Source organism: Pontibacter mangrovi (assembly GCF_006385705.1).
In the GTDB taxonomy this organism is placed as follows: domain Bacteria; phylum Bacteroidota; class Bacteroidia; order Cytophagales; family Hymenobacteraceae; genus Pontibacter; species Pontibacter mangrovi.
The window spans coordinates 1-20,657 of record NZ_VFRQ01000010.1; the positions used below are offsets into that span (position 1 = coordinate 1).

At 53.5% G+C, this 20,657-nt stretch carries 17 protein-coding genes; 10 read left to right on the forward strand and 7 right to left on the reverse strand.

Annotation, left to right across the window (positions count from 1 at the left end):
• Positions 1-134: 134 nt before the first annotated feature.
• On the reverse strand, positions 135-509 hold the full coding sequence (locus tag FJM65_RS16480; RefSeq protein ID WP_181163752.1) for a hypothetical protein: 375 nt from the start codon (positions 507-509) through the stop codon (positions 135-137).
• Between the two features lie 236 nt (positions 510-745).
• Here FJM65_RS16480 and FJM65_RS16485 point away from each other — a divergent pair, with 236 nt between their 5' ends.
• Both FJM65_RS16485 and FJM65_RS16490 read left to right on the forward strand, forming a co-directional pair.
• Positions 746-1,717, forward strand: coding sequence for a zinc dependent phospholipase C family protein (locus tag FJM65_RS16485; protein ID WP_140622670.1), 972 nt, complete (start codon positions 746-748; stop codon positions 1,715-1,717).
• A gap of 69 nt (positions 1,718-1,786) precedes the next feature.
• Positions 1,787-3,364 (forward strand): serine hydrolase, encoded by a 1,578-nt coding sequence (locus tag FJM65_RS16490; protein WP_140622672.1) that lies wholly within the window; start codon positions 1,787-1,789, stop codon positions 3,362-3,364.
• A 323-nt stretch (positions 3,365-3,687) separates the two neighbouring features.
• Here FJM65_RS16490 and FJM65_RS16495 read toward each other — a convergent pair whose 3' ends face one another.
• The 3 genes from FJM65_RS16495 to ettA form a co-directional block, all read right to left on the reverse strand.
• Positions 3,688-4,665 carry a GNAT family N-acetyltransferase gene (locus tag FJM65_RS16495; protein ID WP_140622674.1) on the reverse strand — a complete coding sequence of 326 codons (978 nt, stop codon included), beginning with the start codon at positions 4,663-4,665 and terminating at the stop codon, positions 3,688-3,690.
• Between the two features lie 7 nt (positions 4,666-4,672).
• Positions 4,673-5,665: a GNAT family N-acetyltransferase gene (locus FJM65_RS16500; RefSeq protein WP_140622676.1), complete on the reverse strand. Its 993-nt coding sequence runs from the start codon at positions 5,663-5,665 to the stop codon at positions 4,673-4,675.
• Between the two features lie 649 nt (positions 5,666-6,314).
• Complete coding sequence (gene ettA / locus FJM65_RS16505) at positions 6,315-7,985, reverse strand: energy-dependent translational throttle protein EttA (protein WP_140622678.1); 1,671 nt, start codon at positions 7,983-7,985, stop codon at positions 6,315-6,317.
• Between the two features lie 319 nt (positions 7,986-8,304).
• On the opposite strand from ettA, the gene FJM65_RS16510 reads away from it, so the two are divergent.
• The 3 genes from FJM65_RS16510 to FJM65_RS16520 all read left to right on the forward strand — a co-directional run bounded on the left by FJM65_RS16510 (position 8,305) and on the right by FJM65_RS16520 (position 10,935).
• The gene (locus FJM65_RS16510) at positions 8,305-9,618 is read left to right on the forward strand and encodes a DUF349 domain-containing protein (protein ID WP_140622680.1); all 1,314 of its coding nucleotides are present in this window, start codon (positions 8,305-8,307) and stop codon (positions 9,616-9,618) included.
• 274 nt (positions 9,619-9,892) lie between these two features.
• Positions 9,893-10,114, forward strand: coding sequence for a DUF2795 domain-containing protein (locus FJM65_RS16515; RefSeq protein WP_025608825.1), 222 nt, complete (start codon positions 9,893-9,895; stop codon positions 10,112-10,114).
• Positions 10,115-10,209: 95 nt separating this feature from the next.
• Positions 10,210-10,935, forward strand: coding sequence for an ABC transporter ATP-binding protein (locus FJM65_RS16520; RefSeq protein ID WP_140622682.1), 726 nt, complete (start codon positions 10,210-10,212; stop codon positions 10,933-10,935).
• 624 nt (positions 10,936-11,559) lie between these two features.
• Here the strand turns inward: FJM65_RS16520 and FJM65_RS16525 are convergent.
• Together FJM65_RS16525 and queA are read right to left on the reverse strand one after the other, a co-directional pair.
• Positions 11,560-12,243: a 2-C-methyl-D-erythritol 4-phosphate cytidylyltransferase gene (locus tag FJM65_RS16525; protein WP_140622684.1), complete on the reverse strand. Its 684-nt coding sequence runs from the start codon at positions 12,241-12,243 to the stop codon at positions 11,560-11,562.
• A 159-nt stretch (positions 12,244-12,402) separates the two neighbouring features.
• The gene (gene queA, locus FJM65_RS16530) at positions 12,403-13,449 is read right to left on the reverse strand and encodes a tRNA preQ1(34) S-adenosylmethionine ribosyltransferase-isomerase QueA (RefSeq protein WP_140622686.1); all 1,047 of its coding nucleotides are present in this window, start codon (positions 13,447-13,449) and stop codon (positions 12,403-12,405) included.
• A gap of 201 nt (positions 13,450-13,650) precedes the next feature.
• Between queA and FJM65_RS16535 the strand changes: the two genes are divergently transcribed.
• The 5 genes from FJM65_RS16535 (at position 13,651) to uvrA (ending at position 19,954) form a co-directional block, all read left to right on the forward strand.
• Positions 13,651-14,898 carry an ABC transporter permease gene (locus FJM65_RS16535; protein WP_140622688.1) on the forward strand — a complete coding sequence of 416 codons (1,248 nt, stop codon included), beginning with the start codon at positions 13,651-13,653 and terminating at the stop codon, positions 14,896-14,898.
• Positions 14,899-15,039: 141 nt separating this feature from the next.
• On the forward strand, positions 15,040-15,903 hold the full coding sequence (locus FJM65_RS16540; RefSeq protein WP_140622690.1) for an LOG family protein: 864 nt from the start codon (positions 15,040-15,042) through the stop codon (positions 15,901-15,903).
• A gap of 219 nt (positions 15,904-16,122) precedes the next feature.
• A complete protein-coding gene (locus FJM65_RS16545; protein WP_140622692.1) occupies positions 16,123-16,551 on the forward strand; it encodes a DUF202 domain-containing protein in 429 nt (142 codons plus the stop codon).
• Entirely contained in the window at positions 16,526-16,921 is a 396-nt protein-coding gene (locus FJM65_RS16550) for a YidH family protein (RefSeq protein ID WP_140622694.1), read from the forward strand. The genes FJM65_RS16545 and FJM65_RS16550 overlap by 26 nt, the downstream gene beginning before the upstream one ends.
• A gap of 126 nt (positions 16,922-17,047) precedes the next feature.
• Positions 17,048-19,954 carry an excinuclease ABC subunit UvrA gene (gene uvrA / locus FJM65_RS16555; protein WP_140622696.1) on the forward strand — a complete coding sequence of 969 codons (2,907 nt, stop codon included), beginning with the start codon at positions 17,048-17,050 and terminating at the stop codon, positions 19,952-19,954.
• A gap of 61 nt (positions 19,955-20,015) precedes the next feature.
• Here the strand turns inward: uvrA and FJM65_RS16560 are convergent, their stop codons facing one another.
• The gene (locus FJM65_RS16560) at positions 20,016-20,588 is read right to left on the reverse strand and encodes a DUF4142 domain-containing protein (protein WP_140622698.1); all 573 of its coding nucleotides are present in this window, start codon (positions 20,586-20,588) and stop codon (positions 20,016-20,018) included.
• Between the last annotated feature and the right edge of the window lie 69 nt (positions 20,589-20,657).

Genomic DNA, 20,657 nt, shown 5'->3' on the forward strand with positions numbered 1-20,657 from the left:
CTTTTGCCATTGTTAAATCCGGTATTCCGTATCAGGCTGAGTTCTCTAAAACTTCTCCTCAATTCGCTTGACTTTTAACAGAGTTCATGTTGGGCAAAGGATTTCTTTTTCTTTCTCAGCTCTGGTTTTATAAGTTACTCTGGCTTCTTAACCCGCATGTGGAAAAGGATGGTAGAATCTGGTATGACAGCAAGAATATGAAGCTGGGTTGAGGAGTCTGGCTGCATTATGGGCATTTCAGGTTTCAGCTTCTCCGCCTTCTCTTGGTACACATTTGCTTCTTTATGCTTCTGCAGGTATCTGCTCGTCACACCTTTCTTTCTGATACGTTCCAAGACAGAGGAAGAATCACTCCTAAGATATTTCAAATCAAGCTTCTTCTTCTCGATTGGTGGGAACGGCTTTGTTTGCTGTTCGGCAGTCTGAGCATAAGCACCAGCCATACATAAGATAAGGGGTGCTGCTGTTAATATTAATCTTTTCATTTGTTCTATAGCTCTTGAGTTCATATAAAAGTGTTCATCCTTAAAGCAAATCTCAGATTTATAATTTTATTCTTCTGTAGTTCAGCTTTTGCCCAATTATAATGCATAAGGGAGTTATTCCGTTTATACGCCCAAATCCAGCGGCTATACGGTATTGGACTACCGAATATACTATATAAAATAACCAATATAAAATATTTCTCGCTATGTCTTCTTAAAGGAAACAACCCCTTACCTACACACCTTCGTACACCGCCAATATGGCTAACAAGTACAAGGCTATACTTCTGTTGCTCACCCTGTTGTTGCCGCTCAACGGCTATACCTGGGGCTTCTTTGCGCACCAGCGCATCAATCGGCTGGCGGTGTTCGCGCTGCCGCCCGAGATGATCGGCTTTTACAAAAAGCATATCCGCTACATCACCGAGAACGCTGTGAACCCCGACAAGCGCCGCTATGCCGTGGAAGGCGAGGCACCCCGCCACTACATAGACCTGGACGTGTACGGCGACAGCGCCCTGTACAACATGCCCCGCTTCTGGCAGGAGGCCGTGGACAAGTATACCGAAGACACGCTGATGGCCTACGGCATAGTGCCCTGGCACATCAACCGCATGAAATACCAGCTCACGCAGGCCTTTAAAGACCGGAACGTAGACCGCATCCTGCGCCTGAGCACCGAAATAGGGCATTATGTGGCCGATGCCTGTGTGCCGCTGCACACCACCCAAAACTACAACGGACAGCTAACCGGGCAACGCGGCATCCATGGCTTTTGGGAGTCACGGTTGCCCGAGCTGTTTTCTGACAACTATGACTTTTTTGTGGGCCAATCCAGCTACATAGAGCAGCCCCAACTCAAAGCCTGGAGCCTGGTGGCCAGCGCCCATACTGCCCTCGACTCGGTTTTATACCTGGAGCGGGAACTGACACAGGAGTTTGACGAGGAGAAAAAGTATGGCTTTGAACTGCGCAACAACCTGACCACCCGCGTGTACTCCCGCGCCTTTTCGGAAGCCTACAGCAAGCGCCTGAATGGGCAGGTGGAGCGGCAAATGCGCCTGGCCATCCAAACGGTTGCCAGCTACTGGTACACTGCCTGGGTAGATGCCGGTCAGCCTGACCTGCGCCAGCTCGCCGACCTCTCCGAAGCCGAGCTGCAGCAACTGGAGATGGAGAAAAAGGAGTATGAGCAAGGCAACCACATCCCCCGCGAGGAAGGCGACGGGTAAGCCCTGCCCCGCCATTTCGTGGCTTCTGCAAAAATGCCTATATTCCCGAGTTAACATGCTACTATATTGATGAACAGAACCTATACTTCGCCCGCTGGCCTCCTGCGCCTGGCGCTGCTGCTGGTGGCCCTGCTGGTGCTGCCGCAGGCACAGGCGCAGCAAAACGCCGCCACTCTCCAGAAACTGGACGCCTATTACCAAAAAGCTTTAAAGGATTGGGACGTGCCCGGCATGGCCATCGCCATCGTGAAAAACGACTCCGTAATCTTTGCCAAAGGCTACGGCGTGCTCGACAATAAGAAAGGCGGGCAGGTAGACGCCAACACGCTTTTCGGCATTGCCTCCAACTCCAAAGCCTACACTGCCGCCGCCCTGGCCACGCTGGTAGACCAAGGCAAGATAAAATGGGAAGACAAGGTAAAAACGTACGTGCCCTACCTGCAGCTCTACGATCCGTTCGTGACGGAGAACCTGACGATAGAGGACCTGCTCTGCCACCGCGTCGGCTTTAAGACCTTCAGCGGCGACCTGCTCTGGTACAACACCACCTACAGCCGCCCCGAGATTATCGAGCGCATGCGCTACCTGGAGCCCGTGTATGGCTTCCGAGACGGCTACGGCTACTCTAACCTCATGTTTATCACGGCCGGGGAGGTGATCGAGAAAGTGAGCGGCCAGAAATGGGAAGACTATATCCAGCAAACGTTCTTCCGCCCGCTCGGCATGAACCGCTCCTATACTTCGGTAAACGACCTGAAAGGCGTGCAGAACGTGGCCTCGCCGCATGGCTTTGACGAAAACAAGAAGCCTTACGCCACCACCTTCACCGCCTGGGACAGTTGGAACCCTGCTGCCGGCATTTTTACCAGCGTAAACCAGCAGGCTCAGTGGATGCGCCTGCAGCTGAACCACGGCACGTACAATGGCAAAAAGATTTTCAGTGAGGAAGCCAGCCGCAACATGTGGACCGTGCACAACCCGTTTGCCGTTTCGAAAGAGGCGGAGGAGATCACACCTTCCACACACTTTTCGGGCGCCGGCCTGGGCTGGTTCCTGAGCGACTACGAAGGGCGCAAAATGGTGTATCACAGCGGCGGCCATGAAGGCATGAACAGCCGCACTGTGCTGCTACCGGAAGAGGGCCTGGGCATCGTGATCCTAACCAACAGCATGAGCAGCATTATGGCACCGCTCGCCAACTACACCGTAGACCAGTTTCTGCAGGTAAAAGAAGGCCGCGACTGGAGCCAGTTTTACCTCGACAGAGCGGCAGCGGCCCGCAAGGCTGAAGCGGAGGCATCTGCTAAAGAGCCCCAGGAAAAAAAGAAGAAGAAAAAGAGCAAGCCGACCCGCAGCCTGGAAGAATACACCGGCACTTACCATAGCCAGCTCTATGGCAACGCCACCGTATCGCTGAAAGACGGCAAGCTTTACCTGCAGCTGGAGCCGGCGCCGGCGCTTAGCGGCACGCTTACTTTCTGGCAGCACGACATCTTTAACCTGGACTGGAAAAACGACTTCGCCCTGTTGCACCCCACCAACGTGCGCTTCTGGGCCGGCCAGGACGGCAGCATCAGCCAAATGCGTCTCGACTCCGACAACCCCGACTTCCACTTTAGCGAGCTGGAGTTTGAGAAGGTTAAATAGGGGCTTCAGCCTGCCATAAAGTATAAAAGGCCGTACTTGCGTACGGCCTTTTATACTTTTGAGTGGTGCGTCGTTAGTAGCTTACCAGCACTGCCAGTGTGGTAGCCACTGCAAAGTATGCAGTAATGATCAGGTAAGCTAAAGAATCATCGTCTTTGTAGATATTTTTCATGGCAATAAGAAGTAAAAATATAACATTATAAATCCGATAGTTTATATCGACCTATTAATGTATACGTCCTGCATAGACAAAAGTTAAGCCACAACCAGCTGATTTGCTTTAGCTTAAAGGCTACACGGCTCTTGTTTGCGAAAGGCTCTTTTTACTTCACAGGCAGCAGGCTCAGCAGCACCTGCTGGCGCACCTTCTTAAGCACTTGCAGTGGCAGGGGCAGGCAGTTATACTTCCACTCATAGAAAGGCGCAGGCACAGAACCGAAGCTCTGGTAAAACCCGGCTATACTTTCTATCATTGGGCTCTCGAAGTCCAGTACCTGCGGGGTGCCGGCGTTGCGGCGGATGATGTCGTCGAGGAGGAGGGTGCGGCCGTTGCTTTTGCGCCCGCTGCTGTCGGCAGCGTTAAAAATGTAGATGATGTAGCCGCCATAGTACAGGAACAGCCCGCCCGCCGTAATGCTTCCGTCTTCCGCCAAGGTATAAACCAGCTCCGTTATCCCCTTTTCCACACAGGCTGTGTATAACCGGCGCAGCATTTGGTAAGCTGCCTCATCCACCCCGCCGTATACTTTGTGCGCTATGTTTTGCCGGAACAGGCGGATGAGCGGCTCTATGTCCTGGCTGTGGGCAATGCGCAGGCGCTCCCGGCGAGCCTTGTTCAGGTTATACTTGCGGTCGCGGTTGTAGCCTTTCCAGAGCTGTTGGTAAGACTGGTTTAGCTGGAGGTAAAGGGTGTGCTGCGGCTGCAGCTGTTCCTGCGCTATACCTTGCAGCGTGGCGGCGTTGCCGGTGCAGAAAGCGTAGCCGGAAGTATACTTGAAATGCCGCCGCACAATGCTCAGAAAGGCCGCCGCCTGCTCCGGCCGCAGCGCCTGCCTGGCGTAGATGCCCAACTGCTGGCAGAAGAGCGGCTGCTGCAAGTATAAAACGCCAAACTTACGGCGCACGGGCAGCGGCATCACGCAAGTATAAATACCGCTTTCCTGCTCCACCACCGCCTGCCACCCCGGCGACACCACATCCAGGTACCACGACAGCGCATACACCTGCCGCTGCGCGGAGGCCTCTACGCAGGCATCCCAGGCAGTTTTGTTGATCTCGCTATGTTGGAGTAGCTGCGGCACGCGTCGGCTATACTTCCTCAGCCACCCCCGTTGCAAAGAAGGCACGGTACAGCTTCATGCGGACGTTTCGGATTACTTTGACGTACAGTGGCAGCGCGTTCTGCCGTAGCGCGAAGTACTTTACCCGCTGCGAGCCAAAGCTGGCGTAGAAGTGCTCTATCTGCTGTATCATAGGGCTCTCGAAGTCCAGCACATAATCCGAGCCGGCATGCTGCCTGATGATCTCGTCGAGCACCAGGGTGCGCCCGTTGGCGGCGCGGCCCTCGCTGTCGGCAGAGTTAAAGGTATAGCTGATGGTGTTGTTATACTTGATGAACAGGCAGCCCGCGTTTACCTCTCCGCCAGCGGTGGTATACATCAGCTGCGCCATGCCATGTTTCTTAGCCGCCGCAAACAGCTCGCGCAGCATCTTGTACGCCACCTCCGACACCCCACCCACCACTTTATGGGCAATGTGCTTCTTAAAATGCTCGATCAGCGGCTCAATGTCGTCGCTCTCAAACATACGTAGGTTAGCCCGCTGCGCCCGTTTCAGGTTCATTGTGCGGTCGCGCGTATAGCCTTTGTACAGCTCCGGGTATGGCTTGCTTAACGCCAGCAGGCGGGTATAGCGGGGCACCAGGTCATAGGTGTTCTGCAGCTTCTCCAGGCAAGGCGTGTCGCCGGCATTAAAGCGGTACCCGTTGATGAACTTAAAGCGTTTGATAGTTAGCTCCAGCATTTGCTCCCGCACCGCGGGGCTGCTGCGGACCGTGGTAAATATACCCAGCATTTGGGCATGCAATGGCTGGCTAAGGTAGGGGAAGCCCATCTTCAGGGTGCCTGGCAGCGGCATTACAGTAGCGTATGCCCCCCCCTGTTCCTCAACATAAGCCTGCCACCCCGGCGATACCACATCCAGGAACCACGAGAGCGCGCACACCATATTATTTTCAGAGGCCGCTATGCAGGCATCCCATGTGTGCTTGTCTATCTCCTCGTGGCGGAGGTACTTTATCATAATCCGTTGCTCCTGGTTTTGGCTCGCCTGCCACGTTAGCACGGCAGCGCTAGGACAAATTTAATCAAAATTTAGGTCTTCCTGGCTTAGGCAAACTTCTATAAAAGCAGCGGGGCTGCCCTCAAGTAGAGAGCAGCCCCGCTGTATGTAGTACTGTCAGTAAACTTAGGCCATCACTACCAAGTGACTAATGGCACCACCAACAATAAAGTAAGTAGCGATAAGTACGTTTACCAGTGAATTTCTCAGTACAACTTTTTTCATGACTTTTTTGATTAGTTTTTAGGTTTATTATTTATTTAAAGTGAGATGCAGCGCAAAGAACAATTGCATAAAATAATAGTACAACCGTTTTAATTATCTGATGCAAAGTAATATAGATAAATTATAATAACCAAATTTTTGAATGTTATACAGTATCTCTTATACTTTACCCACAATCGAGAGCCTCTAAATATTCCAATGCTTCAGGCGTAACATATCCTATAAGCCTACACTAACTATAGAAAGTGCAATAAAAATAAATTGAAAAAATTTCTTTTTAGTCGTAAAAAGCAGTATATCAACACATTACACGCATAACATCGAATAAAAAAGCCTCCGCTGCCTTGGCGGCAACGGAGGCTTGGTGTTGGTATTATCTGCGGTTCTAAACCAGCTTCTTATAGCGGATGCGCTTCGGCTCCACGTCGCCCATGCGCTTCTTCTTGTTCTCCTCGTACTCGGTATAGTTGCCCTCAAACCAATATACCTGCGAGTCTCCTTCAAAGGCAAGGATATGGGTACAAATACGGTCCAGGAACCAGCGGTCGTGGGAGATGATCACGGCGCAGCCGGCAAAGTTCTCCAGCGCGTCTTCCAGCGCACGGATCGCGTTCACGTCCAGGTCGTTTGTAGGTTCGTCGAGCAGCAGCAGGTTACCGCCTTCTTTCAGCGTCATGGCCAGGTGCACGCGGTTGCGCTCCCCACCCGACAGCTTCTCCACTTTCTTCTCCTGGTCGGCGCCCGAGAAGTTGAACTTGCTCACGTAGGCGCGCGACACCACCTGTCGTCCGGCCATCATCATGTGCTCCGTTCCGCCTGAGATCACCTCAAACACCGACTTGTTCGGGTCCAGGTTAACGTGCTCCTGGTCTACATACGAAATCTGTACTGTTGACCCCACGGTAAAGTCGCCGCTGTCTGGCTTCTCCTGGCCTGTTATCAGTTTAAAAAGGGTGGTTTTACCCGCACCGTTCGGCCCGATAACCCCCACAATGCCACCCTGCGGCAACGCAAAGCTCAGGTTCTCGAACAGCAGTTTATCGCCATAGGCCTTGCTGATGTTGTGCGCCTCGATCACCTGCGCGCCCAAACGCGGACCGTCCGGAATGAATAGCTCCAGTTTCTCCTCTTTCTGCTTCACATCCTCGCCGGCCAGTTTATCATACTGGCTGATACGCGCTTTTGATTTGGCGTGGCGGGCTTTCGGGGCCATCTTCACCCACTCCAGCTCGCGCTGCAGGGTTTTCTGGCGCTTGCTCTCAGTTTTCTCCTCTGCCGCCAAGCGGGTAGACTTCTGCTCCAGCCAGCTGCTGTAGTTGCCTTTCCACGGAATGCCTTCGCCACGGTCCAGCTCCAGGATCCAGCCGGCCACGTTGTCCAGGAAGTAACGGTCGTGGGTAACGGCGATCACGGTGCCTTTGTACTGCTGCAGGTGCTGCTCCAGCCAGTCCACCGACTCAGCGTCGAGGTGGTTGGTAGGCTCGTCGAGCAACAGCACGTCCGGCTCCTGCAACAGCAGGCGGCAAAGGGCCACGCGGCGCTTCTCACCACCCGACAGGTTACCGATGATGGCGTCCTCCGGCGGCGTGCGCAGCGCATCCATGGCGCGCTCCAGGCGGTTGTCCAGTTCCCAGGCGTTCAGCTGGTCCAGTTTCTCCTGCACCTCACCCTGGCGCTCAATGAGCTTGTTCATCTCATCGTCGGTCATCTCCTCGGCAAACTTCATGTTGATCTCGTCGAACTCCTTCAGCAGGCCCACCACCTCGCTCACGCCTTCCTCTACCACCTCGCGCACGGTTTTGGTCGGGTCTAGCTGCGGTTCCTGCTCCAGGTAGCCCACGGTGTAGCCCGGCGACCACACCACCTCGCCCTGGTATTCTTTGTCTACGCCGGCAATGATCTTCAGCAAGCTGGATTTACCCGAGCCGTTCAGGCCCAGCACGCCAATTTTGGCACCGTAGAAGAAGGAGAGGTAGATATTCTTAAGTACTTGTTTCTTTGGAGGGTAGATCTTGCTGACCCCGGCCATCGAAAAAATAATAGTTTCGTTGCTCATGCTGTATAGTATGGTTTAAGTACTGATATGTTTATACCCACGGCAAGCGGCCACGGGCTGTATTTAGCTATCCGCCTGATTGTTATTAACGTAAGGAATCACAAATATCGCAAAAAATCATGTCTTTGCACTTCACAAAAGTGCGCTGAAATCACTAAACTTGTAAAAACTGTATGGGTAAGGTACGTACTTACTGTTTTTAGCAACCGGCCGGCAGCTGGTTTTGCCAACGCTGCCGCCATGCCTGCGTATGCTAAATTTAGTTTATCCCGGATACCTTACCCTGAATTACGTACGACGCAAAACCTAATCCAGTAAAATGGAAAACAACAACCTATTGGAAGTAGCCAAAGAGTATGGTTATACCCAAGACCAGCAAGTATGGCTAAAACCCTTTATGAACTACCCTGCAAGGCAGGTTGGCGAGGTGAAAGAATCGGAAGACGACTCGCTGGTGTATTTCGCCAAGCGTTTCGAGATGTTCCGCGAGAAGGTGAACAACCTGCTGGAGCGCATCGAGGCCTCTGACAACAAAGGCTCTTTCCTGATGAAAGTGCTGCACATGAAGGAACAGGTGGGCAGCTACGATGCCTTGGGCGACTTTGAGCAGCTCTACCATACCCTAAGCAAGGCTGAAGAGGAGATAAACGAGACCATTAAGCAGAACCGCGAGAAGAACCTTAGCATCAAAATGGCTCTGGTACAGGAGGCAGAGGCGCACAGCCAGAGCATCGACTGGAAAGAGGCCACTGAAAAGCTGAAGGACCTGCGCACCGCCTGGATTAAGACCGGCCCGGTGGAGAAAGAGCTGACCGATGAGATAGAGGAACGCTTTCGCAACGCGGTAGAGGCTTTCTTTGAACGCAAGAAGAACTTCTTTGAGGATAAAAAGCGCATGCAGAACCGCGCTTACGAGCGCTACAGAGACCTGATCAACCAGTCGTACCACCTGGCCAACTCAGAGGAGTGGGAGGAAACGACCGCCAAGCTCAAGCAGCTGCAGAACGAATGGAAGGAAGTGGGCGGCAACCTGCCGCGCAAAACCATGACCAACCTCTGGAACAACTTCCGGAAGGCACACAACCACTTTTTCGAGCGCCTCAAGCGCAAGATACAGAAAGAGAAGAACGCCTCCAGAGAGCAGTTCTACGAGCAGAACTATGAGCGCAAGCAGGAGTTGGCCATACAGGCAGAGCAGCTGCTGCAGGATTATAGCTTAGGCGAGGCCGTAAAGCGTGCCAAAGAGCTGCAGGCTGAGTGGAAGAAGGTGGGCCCGGTGCGCCCGGACGTGTCGGACGCCATTTGGGAGCGCTTTATTAAAGCCTGCGACCGCGTGTTTGAGATGAGCAGCCTGGAGCACTACATCCGAAAGCGCCAGCAGGCCAGCAACGAGACCTTCTCAGAGACCGATGGCCTGCTGGCCCGCATCAACGCCCTCCGGGACTTTATCAAGTCAGACAGGAGCGAGCTGGAGGTGCTGGAGACAAACCTGGGCAAGCTAAACGACTCGCCGAGCAACGATGCTTTCCGCAACATGCTGAAAGGCAAGATCCGCAACTTTAACCGCAAGATAGGCACCAAGACAGCCCTGATAGAGATGTTCCAAAGCCAGCTGAGCGCCATTTCGCGCTAGGCCACGGCTCCAGTATATTCAAAAAAAAGCGCTTGCTGCACCTGCAGTAGCGCTTTTTTTGCTTTCCGGGCACTCGCGTACAACTTATGTTAGAAGAGGCGTAAACGCGGTAAAATTTATTCCCTGCTTTTTGAACATTTGTGTTTTATTTGCGTTGTGTTGTTAAAAACAGACAAAAAAGCAATAATTTTTTAGTTTAAATTTTTGTTCTTGTTTTTATTTATACTTTTGCGAACTATTTTACACAAGCCAATAAGTTAAAGGAGAAAATACTATGTACTGGACACTTGAATTAGCTTCATACCTGGAGGATGCACCCTGGCCAGCCACGAAAGATGAGCTGATCGACTTCTCAATCCGCTCTGGCGCCCCTATGGAGGTAGTAGAAAACCTGCAGGCCCTGGAGGACGACGGACAGCCTTACGAGAACATTGAGGAGATCTGGCCTGACTATCCTACCAAAGAGGATTTCATGTTTAACGAAGACGAGTACTAAGGCTAATTGGAAATTATAGTTTAGAAATTAGAAATTGCGCCCGAAAGGCACTTGCATTTCTATTTTTGAATTTCTGATTTTTAATTAATCTGACTTTGATCGTCACAGTAAAAAATTTGGTTGCGGGTTATGGCCAACGGGTCCTGATCCGCAACCTTTCTTTTTCTATCCCCTCCCCTGCCTTTTTGGCTATTATTGGCCATAACGGTGCCGGCAAAACTACGCTCTTTCGGGCCTTTCAGGGCAACGTAGAGTACGAGGGCCAGCTGCTGGTGCACAACCACGACCTGCGCCACCTTTCCAACCCGTCCGGCAAAGGGCTTTTGGCCTACCTCCCGCAGAAGGCAGTTGTCAACTTTCCTATTAAAGTGCACGACTTGGTGGTGATGGGCCTGTTCCGGAAGAAGCGCTTTTTCGAGAACTATACCTCAGAGGATTATACTTTGGCCGCACAAACGCTGGAACAGCTGCAGCTCTCCCACCTGTTGGACCATGAGTTCACCACACTCTCGGGGGGCGAGCAGCAGCTGGTATGGCTGGCGCAGCTCATGCTGCAGGACGCCAGCATAAACCTGCTGGACGAGCCCACGCAGCAGCTGGACGTATACTATAAGAACAAAGTGTTTGAGCTGCTGCAGCGTTGGGTGCAGCAGCGCGGCAAGACCGTACTTTGCATTACCCACGACCTGCATAATTTGCTGCCCATGCAGGGCTACCTCCTCAACCTCTCCAAGCCACACCCCCAGCTGGAGCCTATTTCCCCGCAAACCGTGCAGGAGAACCAGGCCTTTCTGGAGGCGGGGCGGCAGCCGGTGCTGTAGAGGGTTGAGACATTGCAGCGTGGTTATAGTTTATACTTCGGCCATACTTTCATAGCCTCACTGGCCTTTCCTGGCGCAAGCGTCCGCTTGTGCCTTTTTAGCCTCTAGCCGATGCTTCCTTCAGTTTGATACAAGCTATCCTTACTAGCTGCTGTTCATCCTCAGTCTTACAAAGGCTACAGTTGCATTTCATACTTTGGTGCGCTCCAAGCCCGCGAGGGCTCGTTTTCCCGCTCGGCGCTGGGAGCTTTTCCTGCCGGGGGTAGGGGCCCTCTTCTCGTGCCTCGGGCTGCCTCGCTATCGCTCGCTACCGGAAAAACTCGCATAGGAGGGCCCCTACCCCCGGCGCCTCACAGAAAACTGGGAACTGGTTTGATCGCCTCAGCTGACGGAGCTTGAACAGAATTCCCCTCCTTAGCCAAGGAGGGGTAGGGGTGGTTGGTCAGGGGGGTGACAATCGTCTGCAGAGCTCTCCCTCTCCTGTTCTTAGGAGAGGGTTGGGGTGAGGTCAATTCCCCTCCTTAGCTAAGGAGGGGCTAGGGGTAGGTTTATACTTGTAGGCCCAAGTCGCGCCCTGTCCGCGCCATACCGGTTGCAATACCACTTATACTTTAGCCAAAGCAGCTACAGGCTCCCCTCTTTCGCAAACGCCTCGGCAAGTATAAGGTCTTCGGGTGTGGTGATTTTGATGTTGCGGTAGCTGCCCTCTACGAGCGTAATCGTTTCGCCTATACTTTCCACCACCGAGGCATCGTCTGTAAAGTGCTCCTGCTCCGGCTGCTCGTAAGCCTTCTGCAGTATACTTGCCTGGAAAACCTGCGGCGTTTGCACCAGTTTATACTTTGCGCGTGGTACTGCTCGGCTCCCCTCCTCGGTCAGCTCCCGGATAGAGTCTTTGGGCGACACAGCCACCACGGCACTGCCATACTTGGCTGTAGCCTCGTAAGCGGCGCGTATGGTCTCCACCTCCACAAAGGGGCGCACACCATCATGCACGGCCACCAAGCCTTCTCCCATCACTGCACCCAAGCCGTTCTTCACCGACTTAAACCGCGTGGCGCCGCCCGCCACCGTCATGTGGAACAGCTTGAAAGCATGTTTGCGGCACAGCTCACGCCAAGTGTTTAGCTGCTCCTGCGGCAGCACCACCACCAGCCTCACGGCAGGGTTATACTTGTAAAACCGCGCTATAGTGTGCATCAGGATCGGTTTGCCCGCCACCTCAATAAACTGTTTGGGCAGGTCGTGCTGCATGCGGCTGCCGCTGCCGCCAGCCACGATTATCGCGTATTCCGGAGTTTGTGCCATGGGGCAAAGTTAGAAAGTTAGAGAGTTAAAGAGTTAGAAAGTTTAGGAGTTGTGGAAATACAGAATAGCGACGCCATACTTAGCTTCAGAAAGACTCACGGTTAATAAAAAAACCCCGGCTTGTGGGCCGGGGCTTTATACTTTGGTAGTGCTTTATACTTACAGGATCAGCATTACGTCTCCGTAGCTGAAGAAGCGGTAGTTCTCTTTCACGGCCTCCTCGTAAGCTTTCATGATCAGCTCGTAGCCTCCAAAAGCGGCGGCCATCATCAGCAGCGTGCTCTCCGGCATGTGGAAGTTGGTAAGCAGGCTATTGGCGATCTTGAACTCGTACGGAGGAAAGATGAAGCGGTCTGTCCAGCCTTCGTTGGCTTTCAGGCGGCTGCTGGCCGAAACCGACGACTCCAGGGCACGCATGGTAGTGGTACCGATGGCGCACACGCGTCTCTTGCTGTCCAGGGCCTGGTTTACACGGTCGGCAGTGCCGGCCGGTACCATAAAGTTTTCTGAGTCCATCTTGTGCTTGGTCAGGTCTTCCACATCCACCGGACGGAAAGTGCCCAGGCCAACGTGCAGCGTGATTGGCTCTACATCCACGCCTTTAATCTCCAGGCGCTTCATTACCTCTTTTGTAAAGTGCAGGCCGGCGGTTGGGGCAGCCACGGCACCCACGTTTTTCGCATACACCGTCTGGTAGCGCTCACGGTCCTCCGGCTCTGCCTCGCGCTTGATATACTTCGGCAGCGGCGTCTCGCCCAGGTCGTTGATAGTCTTGTAGAACTCCTCATCAGTGCCGTCGAACAGGAACTTGATGGTACGGCCACGGGAGGTGGTATTGTCGATTACTTCGGCTACCAGGTCGCTGTCGCCAAAGTATAGTTTGTTGCCCACGCGGATCTTGCGGGCCGGGTCTACCAGCACATCCCACAGGTGGATCTCTTTGTTCAGCTCACGCAGCAGGAATACTTCAATCTTGGCCCCTGTTTTCTCCTTGTTGCCATACAGGCGCGCCGGAAACACTTTGGTGTCGTTTACCACCATCACGTCGCCTTCGTCAAAATACTCCAGGATGTCTTTAAAGATGCGGTGCTCGATTTTGCCGGTGTCGCGGTGCACCACCATCATGCGAGATTCGTCGCGGTTTTCAGAAGGGTGTGTGGCAAGGTAGCTTTCAGGAAGCTCAAACTTAAATTCGGATAATTTCATATATCAAATATTACGGTATTTGGTTCTTATACTTGTGGAGTATCTCCGGGTACACAACAGCAGAACCTCCCGCTGAGGTTCATAATCAACCGTGTACTAAAAAACAAAAAATCGAACCGCAAATTTACTCGGTTTGCCCGAATTATTCTTACTTTTAACAAAATTACTTGCCACTGTTCTACCCGTAACCAAAAGAAGACTATGATTTACCTCCGCCTGATAGCAGAAAGCTTTCGTTTTGCGTGGCAAGCGCTGCGTGCCAACCTGCTGCGCACTATTCTGTCGCTGCTGGGGGTAACGATCGGCATCTTCGCCATTATCTCGGTTTTTACGCTGGTAGACTCGCTGGAGCGGAACGTGCGCGACAGCATGAGCTTTATCGGCGAGAAAGTGATTTACGTGCAGAAATGGCCCTGGGCCTTTGGCGGCAGCTACCCGTGGTGGAAGTATTTTCAGCGCCCAGAGCCGACGGAGCGTGAGTTCCGGCAACTGCAGCGCTACATTACCACCAGCAATGGCGTGGCCATTTTTTCGAGCAAGGGCGGCAACACGTATAAGTATGCCAACAACAGCTACTCCGACGGCGAGCTGATGGGCATTTCCTATGACTACCCAAAGGTGAGCGAGGTGCCTATTGTTACCGGGCGCTATTTTACGCCGCAAGAAGCCGACGCAGCGCGCAACGTAATTGTTATCGGCGACGAGATAGCCAGCACGCTCTTCCCTTACGGCAACCCTATTGGGCAAACGCTGAAGGTGGCCGGGCAGAAATTTGCCGTGATCGGGGTAATAGAGAAGCAGGGCGAGAACATCTTCGGGATGCCGAATATGGACCAGATAGGCATGATCCCGTACAGCACCTTCTCTAAGATGTATGACGTGGGCCCGAACGGCCTGGGCTCCACCATCGCTCTGAAAGGCCGGGACGAGGACCCGGGCCTGATGGAGCTGGAGTATGAAACCCGAGGCCTGATGCGCAACATACGCGGCCTGCGCCCCCGCGACGAGGATAGTTTTGCCATGAACCGCCCCGAAATGGCCACAGAGGCCATTGGCAGCTTTTTTAACGTGGTGGGCCTGGCAGGGTGGGTAATCGGCGGCTTTGCCATACTTGTGGGCGGCTTCGGTATTGCCAACATCATGTTTGTGTCGGTGAAGGAGCGCACCAACATCATCGGCATACAAAAATCCTTGGGCGCTAAAAACTACTTCATACTTTTCCAGTTCCTGTTCGAGGCGGTGTTTCTCAGCCTGTTAGGCGGCGGCATTGGCATCATGCTGGTGTTCCTGCTCACGCTCATCCCCCAGGACATGATGAAGATCACGCTCTCGGTGGGCAACATTATACTTGGGCTCGGCGTATCGGCCGTTATCGGCATGCTGTCGGGTATTATACCTGCCGTACTGGCCTCTAACTTAGACCCGGTGATTGCTATCCGCTCAAAATAAAGCTATATTTACATGTTTGCCCCGGCGGTTTTTCCCTCACAAGCGCTGCCGGGCCAAATTTTTATTTTTAATATGTGATGACGCGTGCCTTACCCAAACAGGCACCACGGGCTACTGCCCCGCTGAAGATGACGAGAAATTATGACAAAGCTTAGAAAGACAAGCAAAACCAAGCTGCACGACGAGTCGGTGAACACCGGCAGCGGCCAAACCATTCTGAAACCGGATGTAAACGACAATAAAGCCAGATCGGTAACCGACCTGCGCGAGAGCGGCCAGTCTACGGCCCCGCCTGCCTCCGAAGAGGACAAGAAAATACGCCAGGCCTTTGTAGACAAGGACTGGAACGAGATCAAGATCGCCGACTCGTGGCAGATCTTTAAAGTGATGGCCGAATTTGTGGATGGCTTTGAGAAGCTGGCCAAAATCGGCCCCTGCGTATCTGTGTTCGGCTCGGCCCGCACCAAGCCTGATAACAAGTACTACATCATGGCCGAGGAGATTGCCGCCAAGCTGGTGCGCCACGGCTACGGCGTGATCACGGGCGGTGGCCCGGGTATTATGGAGGCCGGCAACAAAGGCGCGCACTCCGAGGGCGGCAAGTCGGTGGGCCTGAACATACAGCTGCCCTTCGAACAGTTCAACAACATCTACATCGACTCTGACAAGCTCATCAACTTCGACTACTTTTTTGTGCGCAAGGTGATGTTCGTGAAGTATGCCCAAGGGTTTGTGGTGATGCCGGGCGGCTTCGGCACGCTGGATGAGTTGTTTGAGGCGATCACGCTGATCCAGACGAAGAAGATCGGGGCGTTTCCGATTGTGCTGGTGGGCCGCGCCTACTGGGAGGGCCTGTTTAAGTGGATCGAGGACGTGATGCTGAACATGGAAACCAACATCAGCGCCGAGGACCTGGACCTGGTGCACATCGTGGACGATGCCTCTGAGGCCGTCAAGATCATCGACGACTTCTACAGCAAGTACCTGCTGTCTCCGAACTTCTAGGAGAAACCGTATTTATACTTACATGGAAGCGGGCGCTGGTGCAGTGCCCGCTTTTTTGTATCCTGGCTCCATCCACTAGCACAAGTATACCCCGAGAGGAGTAAACTACCCTGCGCCAAAATCGCCCCGCCACCTGCTGCGGAATCCAGAAGAATTTATACTTCCGGCGGTAAAGTCATGTCTTCTGCACCTCTGTACCTCCCTTCCGTATAAACGAGCATGGAAGTGAAAAGACCCCTGAACGGAAGCTCCTCCCAAAAACTAAAGCAGGAGCTAAAGGCTACTGAGAAGCAGAACCTGGAGATACGCGACAGCCTGGCCATGGAACGCACCAAACTGGCCAACGAGCGTACGTTTATGGCCTATGGGCGCACGTCTATGGCCATGGTACTGGCCGGCCTCACCTTTATCAAAGTGTTCGAAAACGCCCCTCTGTACATTGCCATCGGCATTGCGTTTATTCCGGCTGGTTTGGCCGTGGCCGGCTTTGGATATTACCGCTTTTCCCGTAAAAAACGGGAGGTAGCCCGCCATACCGAGGCTTACACGCCAACCAGCCACGTACACGCTGCCGTGGCCAATCAAAAGCAGGATATCTCAGATACACCTATGCATAGCAGCTATGACAGCGGGCACGGAGAACGATGAAAAAAAGGAGCTAAAGAAGCTTCGGAAAAAGCTAAAGCAGCAGGAGCGCAAGAACTCAGAGATTCGGGACCAGATGGCCATGGAGCGCACCATTTTTGCGAACGAGCGTACCCTGATGGCTTACCTGCGCACCGCACTTACCATTACAGGTGGCGGTTTTGCTGCCCTTAAACTGTCGCAACACGCTTATATGGAGCTTTTGGGCATTGTGCTGATGATAATTGGGCTATGCTTGATTGCCTATAGCCTGTACCGCTACTTTCAGAAGCAGAAACTTATTAAGCGCCGGCGCGAGGAGTATACCCACACCAGCCACAAACATGCGGAGCTTAACGAGAAGCAAGCTTCAGAATACGGAAACGAAGACTGAACCTTTATTTCATGATGCCCCGGCTAAACCTATTCCCGCTGATTTCTGTTAAGATAGGTTGGCGCACAGCTACGGCAAAGCGCTGATAATTTTATACCTTTGCTATTTAAAATCAAGCATTCCTGAATGGCTTTTAACCAAGCGCAAGAAACTACAACCGGCACCACCCCTGCCTTCTCCGACAACGGCGAAACGCAGCAGATCGAAGTATACGGTGCCCGCGAACATAACCTCAAGAATATTTCCATCAAGTTGCCGCGCTACAAGCTGGTCGTGTTTACCGGCATTAGTGGCTCTGGAAAGTCGTCGCTGGCCTTCGATACCATTTATGCCGAGGGGCAGCGCCGCTATATGGAGACCTTCTCGGCCTACGCCCGCTCGTTTATGGGCGGCCTGGAGCGACCGGACGTGGATAAGATAGAGGGCCTGTCGCCGGTAATCTCCATTGAGCAAAAAACCACCAGCCGCAACCCACGTTCCACAGTAGGCACCATCACCGAGATCTACGACTTTATGCGTTTGCTTTGGGCGCGTACGGCCGAGGCCTACAGCTACGTGACCGGTGAGAAAATGGTGCGCCAGAGCGATGACCAGATCGTAAACCATATACTGGAGAACTTCGACGGCAAGCGCATTATCGTGCTGGCACCGGTGGTAAAAGGCCGTAAGGGCCATTATCGCGAGCTGTTCCAGCAGATCCGCAAAATGGGCTTTATTCGCGCCCGCGTGGATGGGGAGTTGGTAGAAATTACCCCGAAAATGCAGGTGGACAGGTATAAGATCCACGACATCGAGATCGTGATCGACAAGATCGTGGTGAAGGAGGAGGACCGCTACCGTTTGTCCAGCTCTATCCAGAACGCGCTGACGCACGGCAAAGGCACCGCACTTATACTGGACGTGGACGCCGACAAGACGCACTTCTTCTCGCGCCACCTCATGGACCCCGCCACCGGCATCGCCTACGACGACCCGGCCCCGAACTCCTTCTCGTTTAACTCGCCTTACGGCGCCTGCCCGGTGTGTAACGGTTTGGGAGAGATACAGGAGATTACGGAGGAGTCTGTTATACCCGACAGGGACCTAAGTATACGCCGCGGCGGCATTGCCCCGCTGGGCGAGTACCGCGACATCTGGATCTTTAAGCAGATCGAGGCGCTGTTCAAGCACTTTAAGGTATCGGTGGCCACCCCGATAAAGGATTTGCCGGAGGAGGTGCTGAAGGTGCTGCTCTATGGCCTGGAGGAGGACCTGGAGGTTAAAACGAAGAAGGGCAATTACATTGTGGAGTTTGAGGGCATCATCAATTTCCTTAAAAACCAGATGGAGTCCGACTCGGATAATATCCGCAGCTGGGTAGAGGATTTTGCCCAAACCACCACCTGCCCCGAGTGCAACGGCTACAGGCTCAAAAAAGAATCGCTGCACTTCAAGATCGACAACAAGAACATCGGGGAGCTTTCGGTGCTGGATATTAACAAGCTGGCTGCCTGGTTCGAGGGGCTGGAGGACCGGATGAGCGAGCGCCAGAACGTGATTGCCCGTGAGCTGCTGAAAGAAATACGCAAGCGTATCGGCTTTTTGCTGGATGTGGGTCTGGATTACCTGAGCCTGCACCGCCCGGTAAAAACACTTTCGGGTGGCGAGAGCCAACGCATCCGTCTGGCCACGCAGATCGGCACGCAGCTGGTGGGTGTTCTGTACATCATGGATGAGCCAAGTATAGGCCTGCACCAGCGCGACAACGAGCGCCTCATCAATGCCCTGAAAGACCTGCGCGACCTGGGCAACTCCATCATTGTGGTGGAGCACGACAAGGACATGATCCTGCAGTCGGACTACGTGGTGGATATTGGCCCGGGCGCCGGTATACACGGCGGCCAGGTAGTAACGGCCGGCACGCCGGAGCAAATGATGCAGGCCGGCACCACTACCGCCGAGTTCCTGAGCAACCGCCGTGGCATTGAGGTGCCGCGCGTAAAACGCCCCGGCAACGGTGAGAAACTTATACTGAAAGGCGCCACCGGCCACAACCTGAAAAACGTGACGCTGGAACTGCCGCTGGGCAAGATGATCTGCGTAACGGGTGTTTCGGGCTCAGGTAAATCATCCTTGATCCACGATACGCTGTACCCGATCCTGAACACGCACTTTTTCAGGGCCAAGCGCGAGCCGCTGGCCTATAAAAGTATAAATGGTCTGGAGCACCTGGACAAAGTGATTGAGGTGGACCAGTCGCCGATTGGCCGCACGCCGCGCTCTAACCCAGCCACGTATACCGGCGTGTTTACGGATATCCGCACCTTGTTTGCGCAGCTGCCGGAGGCTAAGATCAGGGGCTATTCGCCGGGCCGTTTCTCATTTAACGTGAAGGGCGGCCGCTGCGAAGCGTGTGAAGGCGCGGGTATGCGCACCATCGAGATGAACTTTTTGCCGGACGTATACGTGCCGTGTGAGGTGTGCAAAGGCAAGCGCTATAACCGCGAAACGCTGGAGGTGCGCTTTAAAGGCAAAAGCATTACCGACGTGCTGGACATGACCGTGGAGCAGGCTGTGGAGTTCTTTGAGAGCCAGCCGCGCATCCTGCGCAAGATAAAGACGCTGAACGATGTGGGCCTTGGCTACATTACCCTGGGCCAGCAGGCCACGACTTTATCCGGCGGTGAGGCGCAGCGCGTGAAACTGGCCACGGAGCTATCAAAGAAAGACACGGGCAAAACGCTGTACATTCTGGATGAACCAACCACAGGCCTGCACTTTCAGGACATCAAGCACCTATCCGATGTGCTGCATAAATTAACAGACAAGGGCAACACGGTCCTCATCATCGAGCACAACCTGGACCTGATAAAAATAGCCGACTGGATAATTGATATTGGCCCGGAAGGTGGCGAAGGTGGCGGCACGATTGTGGCGCAGGGCACGCCGGAAGAGGTGGCCAAGGTTAAGAAAGGCTATACCTCGCGTTTCCTGAAGGAGGAGCTGGCCACCAGCCATTACCGCGAAAATAACGAACAGGAGGCCGCCGAATAAAGCTGCTACCGTCTATAAGTATAAATCCCGCTACCGTAACCTGGCAGCGGGATTTATACTTTTATAGGTTATCCAGCGAGTTTTCCAGTCTCTCCAGTATCTGCTGATGCTCTCTGAGGAGGGGCAGCTGCTTGCTGGCGTACTGCTTCAGGGCCATTACCTGCGCGTGGCTGGCCATGTCGTCGTAGCGGTCTACCAGCTTTTCGTTCTGCTCCACAATGTGCTTCAGGTAGCTCAGGTCGAAAGAGATGCCTGACTTTTCGGTTACCGTCTGGTATACTTCGTGATGCGCCTCGCCTAAAGTAGTGGGCAGCACAAAGTTATTCTCGTCGGCCACGTTGCGTAGGTCGTTCAGCATATTTTGGTGCGCCTGCACCATCTCCTGCGCCAGGCCTTTTACTTCGGGGCTTACGGCCATGCCGGCGGCTGCCTCGCCTAGCTGCACCTGCAGCATGCTGGCACTTGCCGCCTCTGCTACAAAAATAGCGTCGTTGCGCATATCTTCCTGCACCCCAGCCTCTTTAAACTGCTGCACACTTTGCTCTGCAGCCTGCTCTATACTGTCGTCGGAGCTGCAGGCAGTGGCAAATAGCAGGGCTATCAGGGCAAATACACTTGGTATACTTTTTCTCATGTTGAATTTGGCTTATAATGTATAAAGCACCTGCAAGATAAGACTTACAGATGCTTTATAAAAACCATC

Excerpts from the sequence above, each read along its gene's own strand:
- FJM65_RS16485 (WP_140622670.1), top strand. The coding sequence starts at position 746 with ATGGCTAACAAGTACAAGGCTATACTTCTGTTGCTCACCCTGTTGTTG.
- FJM65_RS16490 (WP_140622672.1), top strand. The coding sequence starts at position 1,787 with ATGAACAGAACCTATACTTCGCCCGCTGGCCTCCTGCGCCTGGCGCTG.
- FJM65_RS16540 (WP_140622690.1), top strand. The coding sequence starts at position 15,040 with ATGACAAAGCTTAGAAAGACAAGCAAAACCAAGCTGCACGACGAGTCG.
- FJM65_RS16480 (WP_181163752.1), bottom strand. The coding sequence starts at position 509 with ATGAACTCAAGAGCTATAGAACAAATGAAAAGATTAATATTAACAGCA.
- FJM65_RS16500 (WP_140622676.1), bottom strand. The coding sequence starts at position 5,665 with ATGATAAAGTACCTCCGCCACGAGGAGATAGACAAGCACACATGGGAT.
- FJM65_RS16525 (WP_140622684.1), bottom strand. The coding sequence starts at position 12,243 with ATGGCACAAACTCCGGAATACGCGATAATCGTGGCTGGCGGCAGCGGC.
- FJM65_RS16560 (WP_140622698.1), bottom strand. The coding sequence starts at position 20,588 with ATGAGAAAAAGTATACCAAGTGTATTTGCCCTGATAGCCCTGCTATTT.
- FJM65_RS16545 (WP_140622692.1), top strand. The coding sequence starts at position 16,123 with ATGGAAGTGAAAAGACCCCTGAACGGAAGCTCCTCCCAAAAACTAAAG.
- ettA (WP_140622678.1), bottom strand. The coding sequence starts at position 7,985 with ATGAGCAACGAAACTATTATTTTTTCGATGGCCGGGGTCAGCAAGATC.
- uvrA (WP_140622696.1), top strand. The coding sequence starts at position 17,048 with ATGGCTTTTAACCAAGCGCAAGAAACTACAACCGGCACCACCCCTGCC.
- FJM65_RS16510 (WP_140622680.1), top strand. The coding sequence starts at position 8,305 with ATGGAAAACAACAACCTATTGGAAGTAGCCAAAGAGTATGGTTATACC.
- FJM65_RS16515 (WP_025608825.1), top strand. The coding sequence starts at position 9,893 with ATGTACTGGACACTTGAATTAGCTTCATACCTGGAGGATGCACCCTGG.
- FJM65_RS16550 (WP_140622694.1), top strand. The coding sequence starts at position 16,526 with ATGACAGCGGGCACGGAGAACGATGAAAAAAAGGAGCTAAAGAAGCTT.
- queA (WP_140622686.1), bottom strand. The coding sequence starts at position 13,449 with ATGAAATTATCCGAATTTAAGTTTGAGCTTCCTGAAAGCTACCTTGCC.
- FJM65_RS16535 (WP_140622688.1), top strand. The coding sequence starts at position 13,651 with ATGATTTACCTCCGCCTGATAGCAGAAAGCTTTCGTTTTGCGTGGCAA.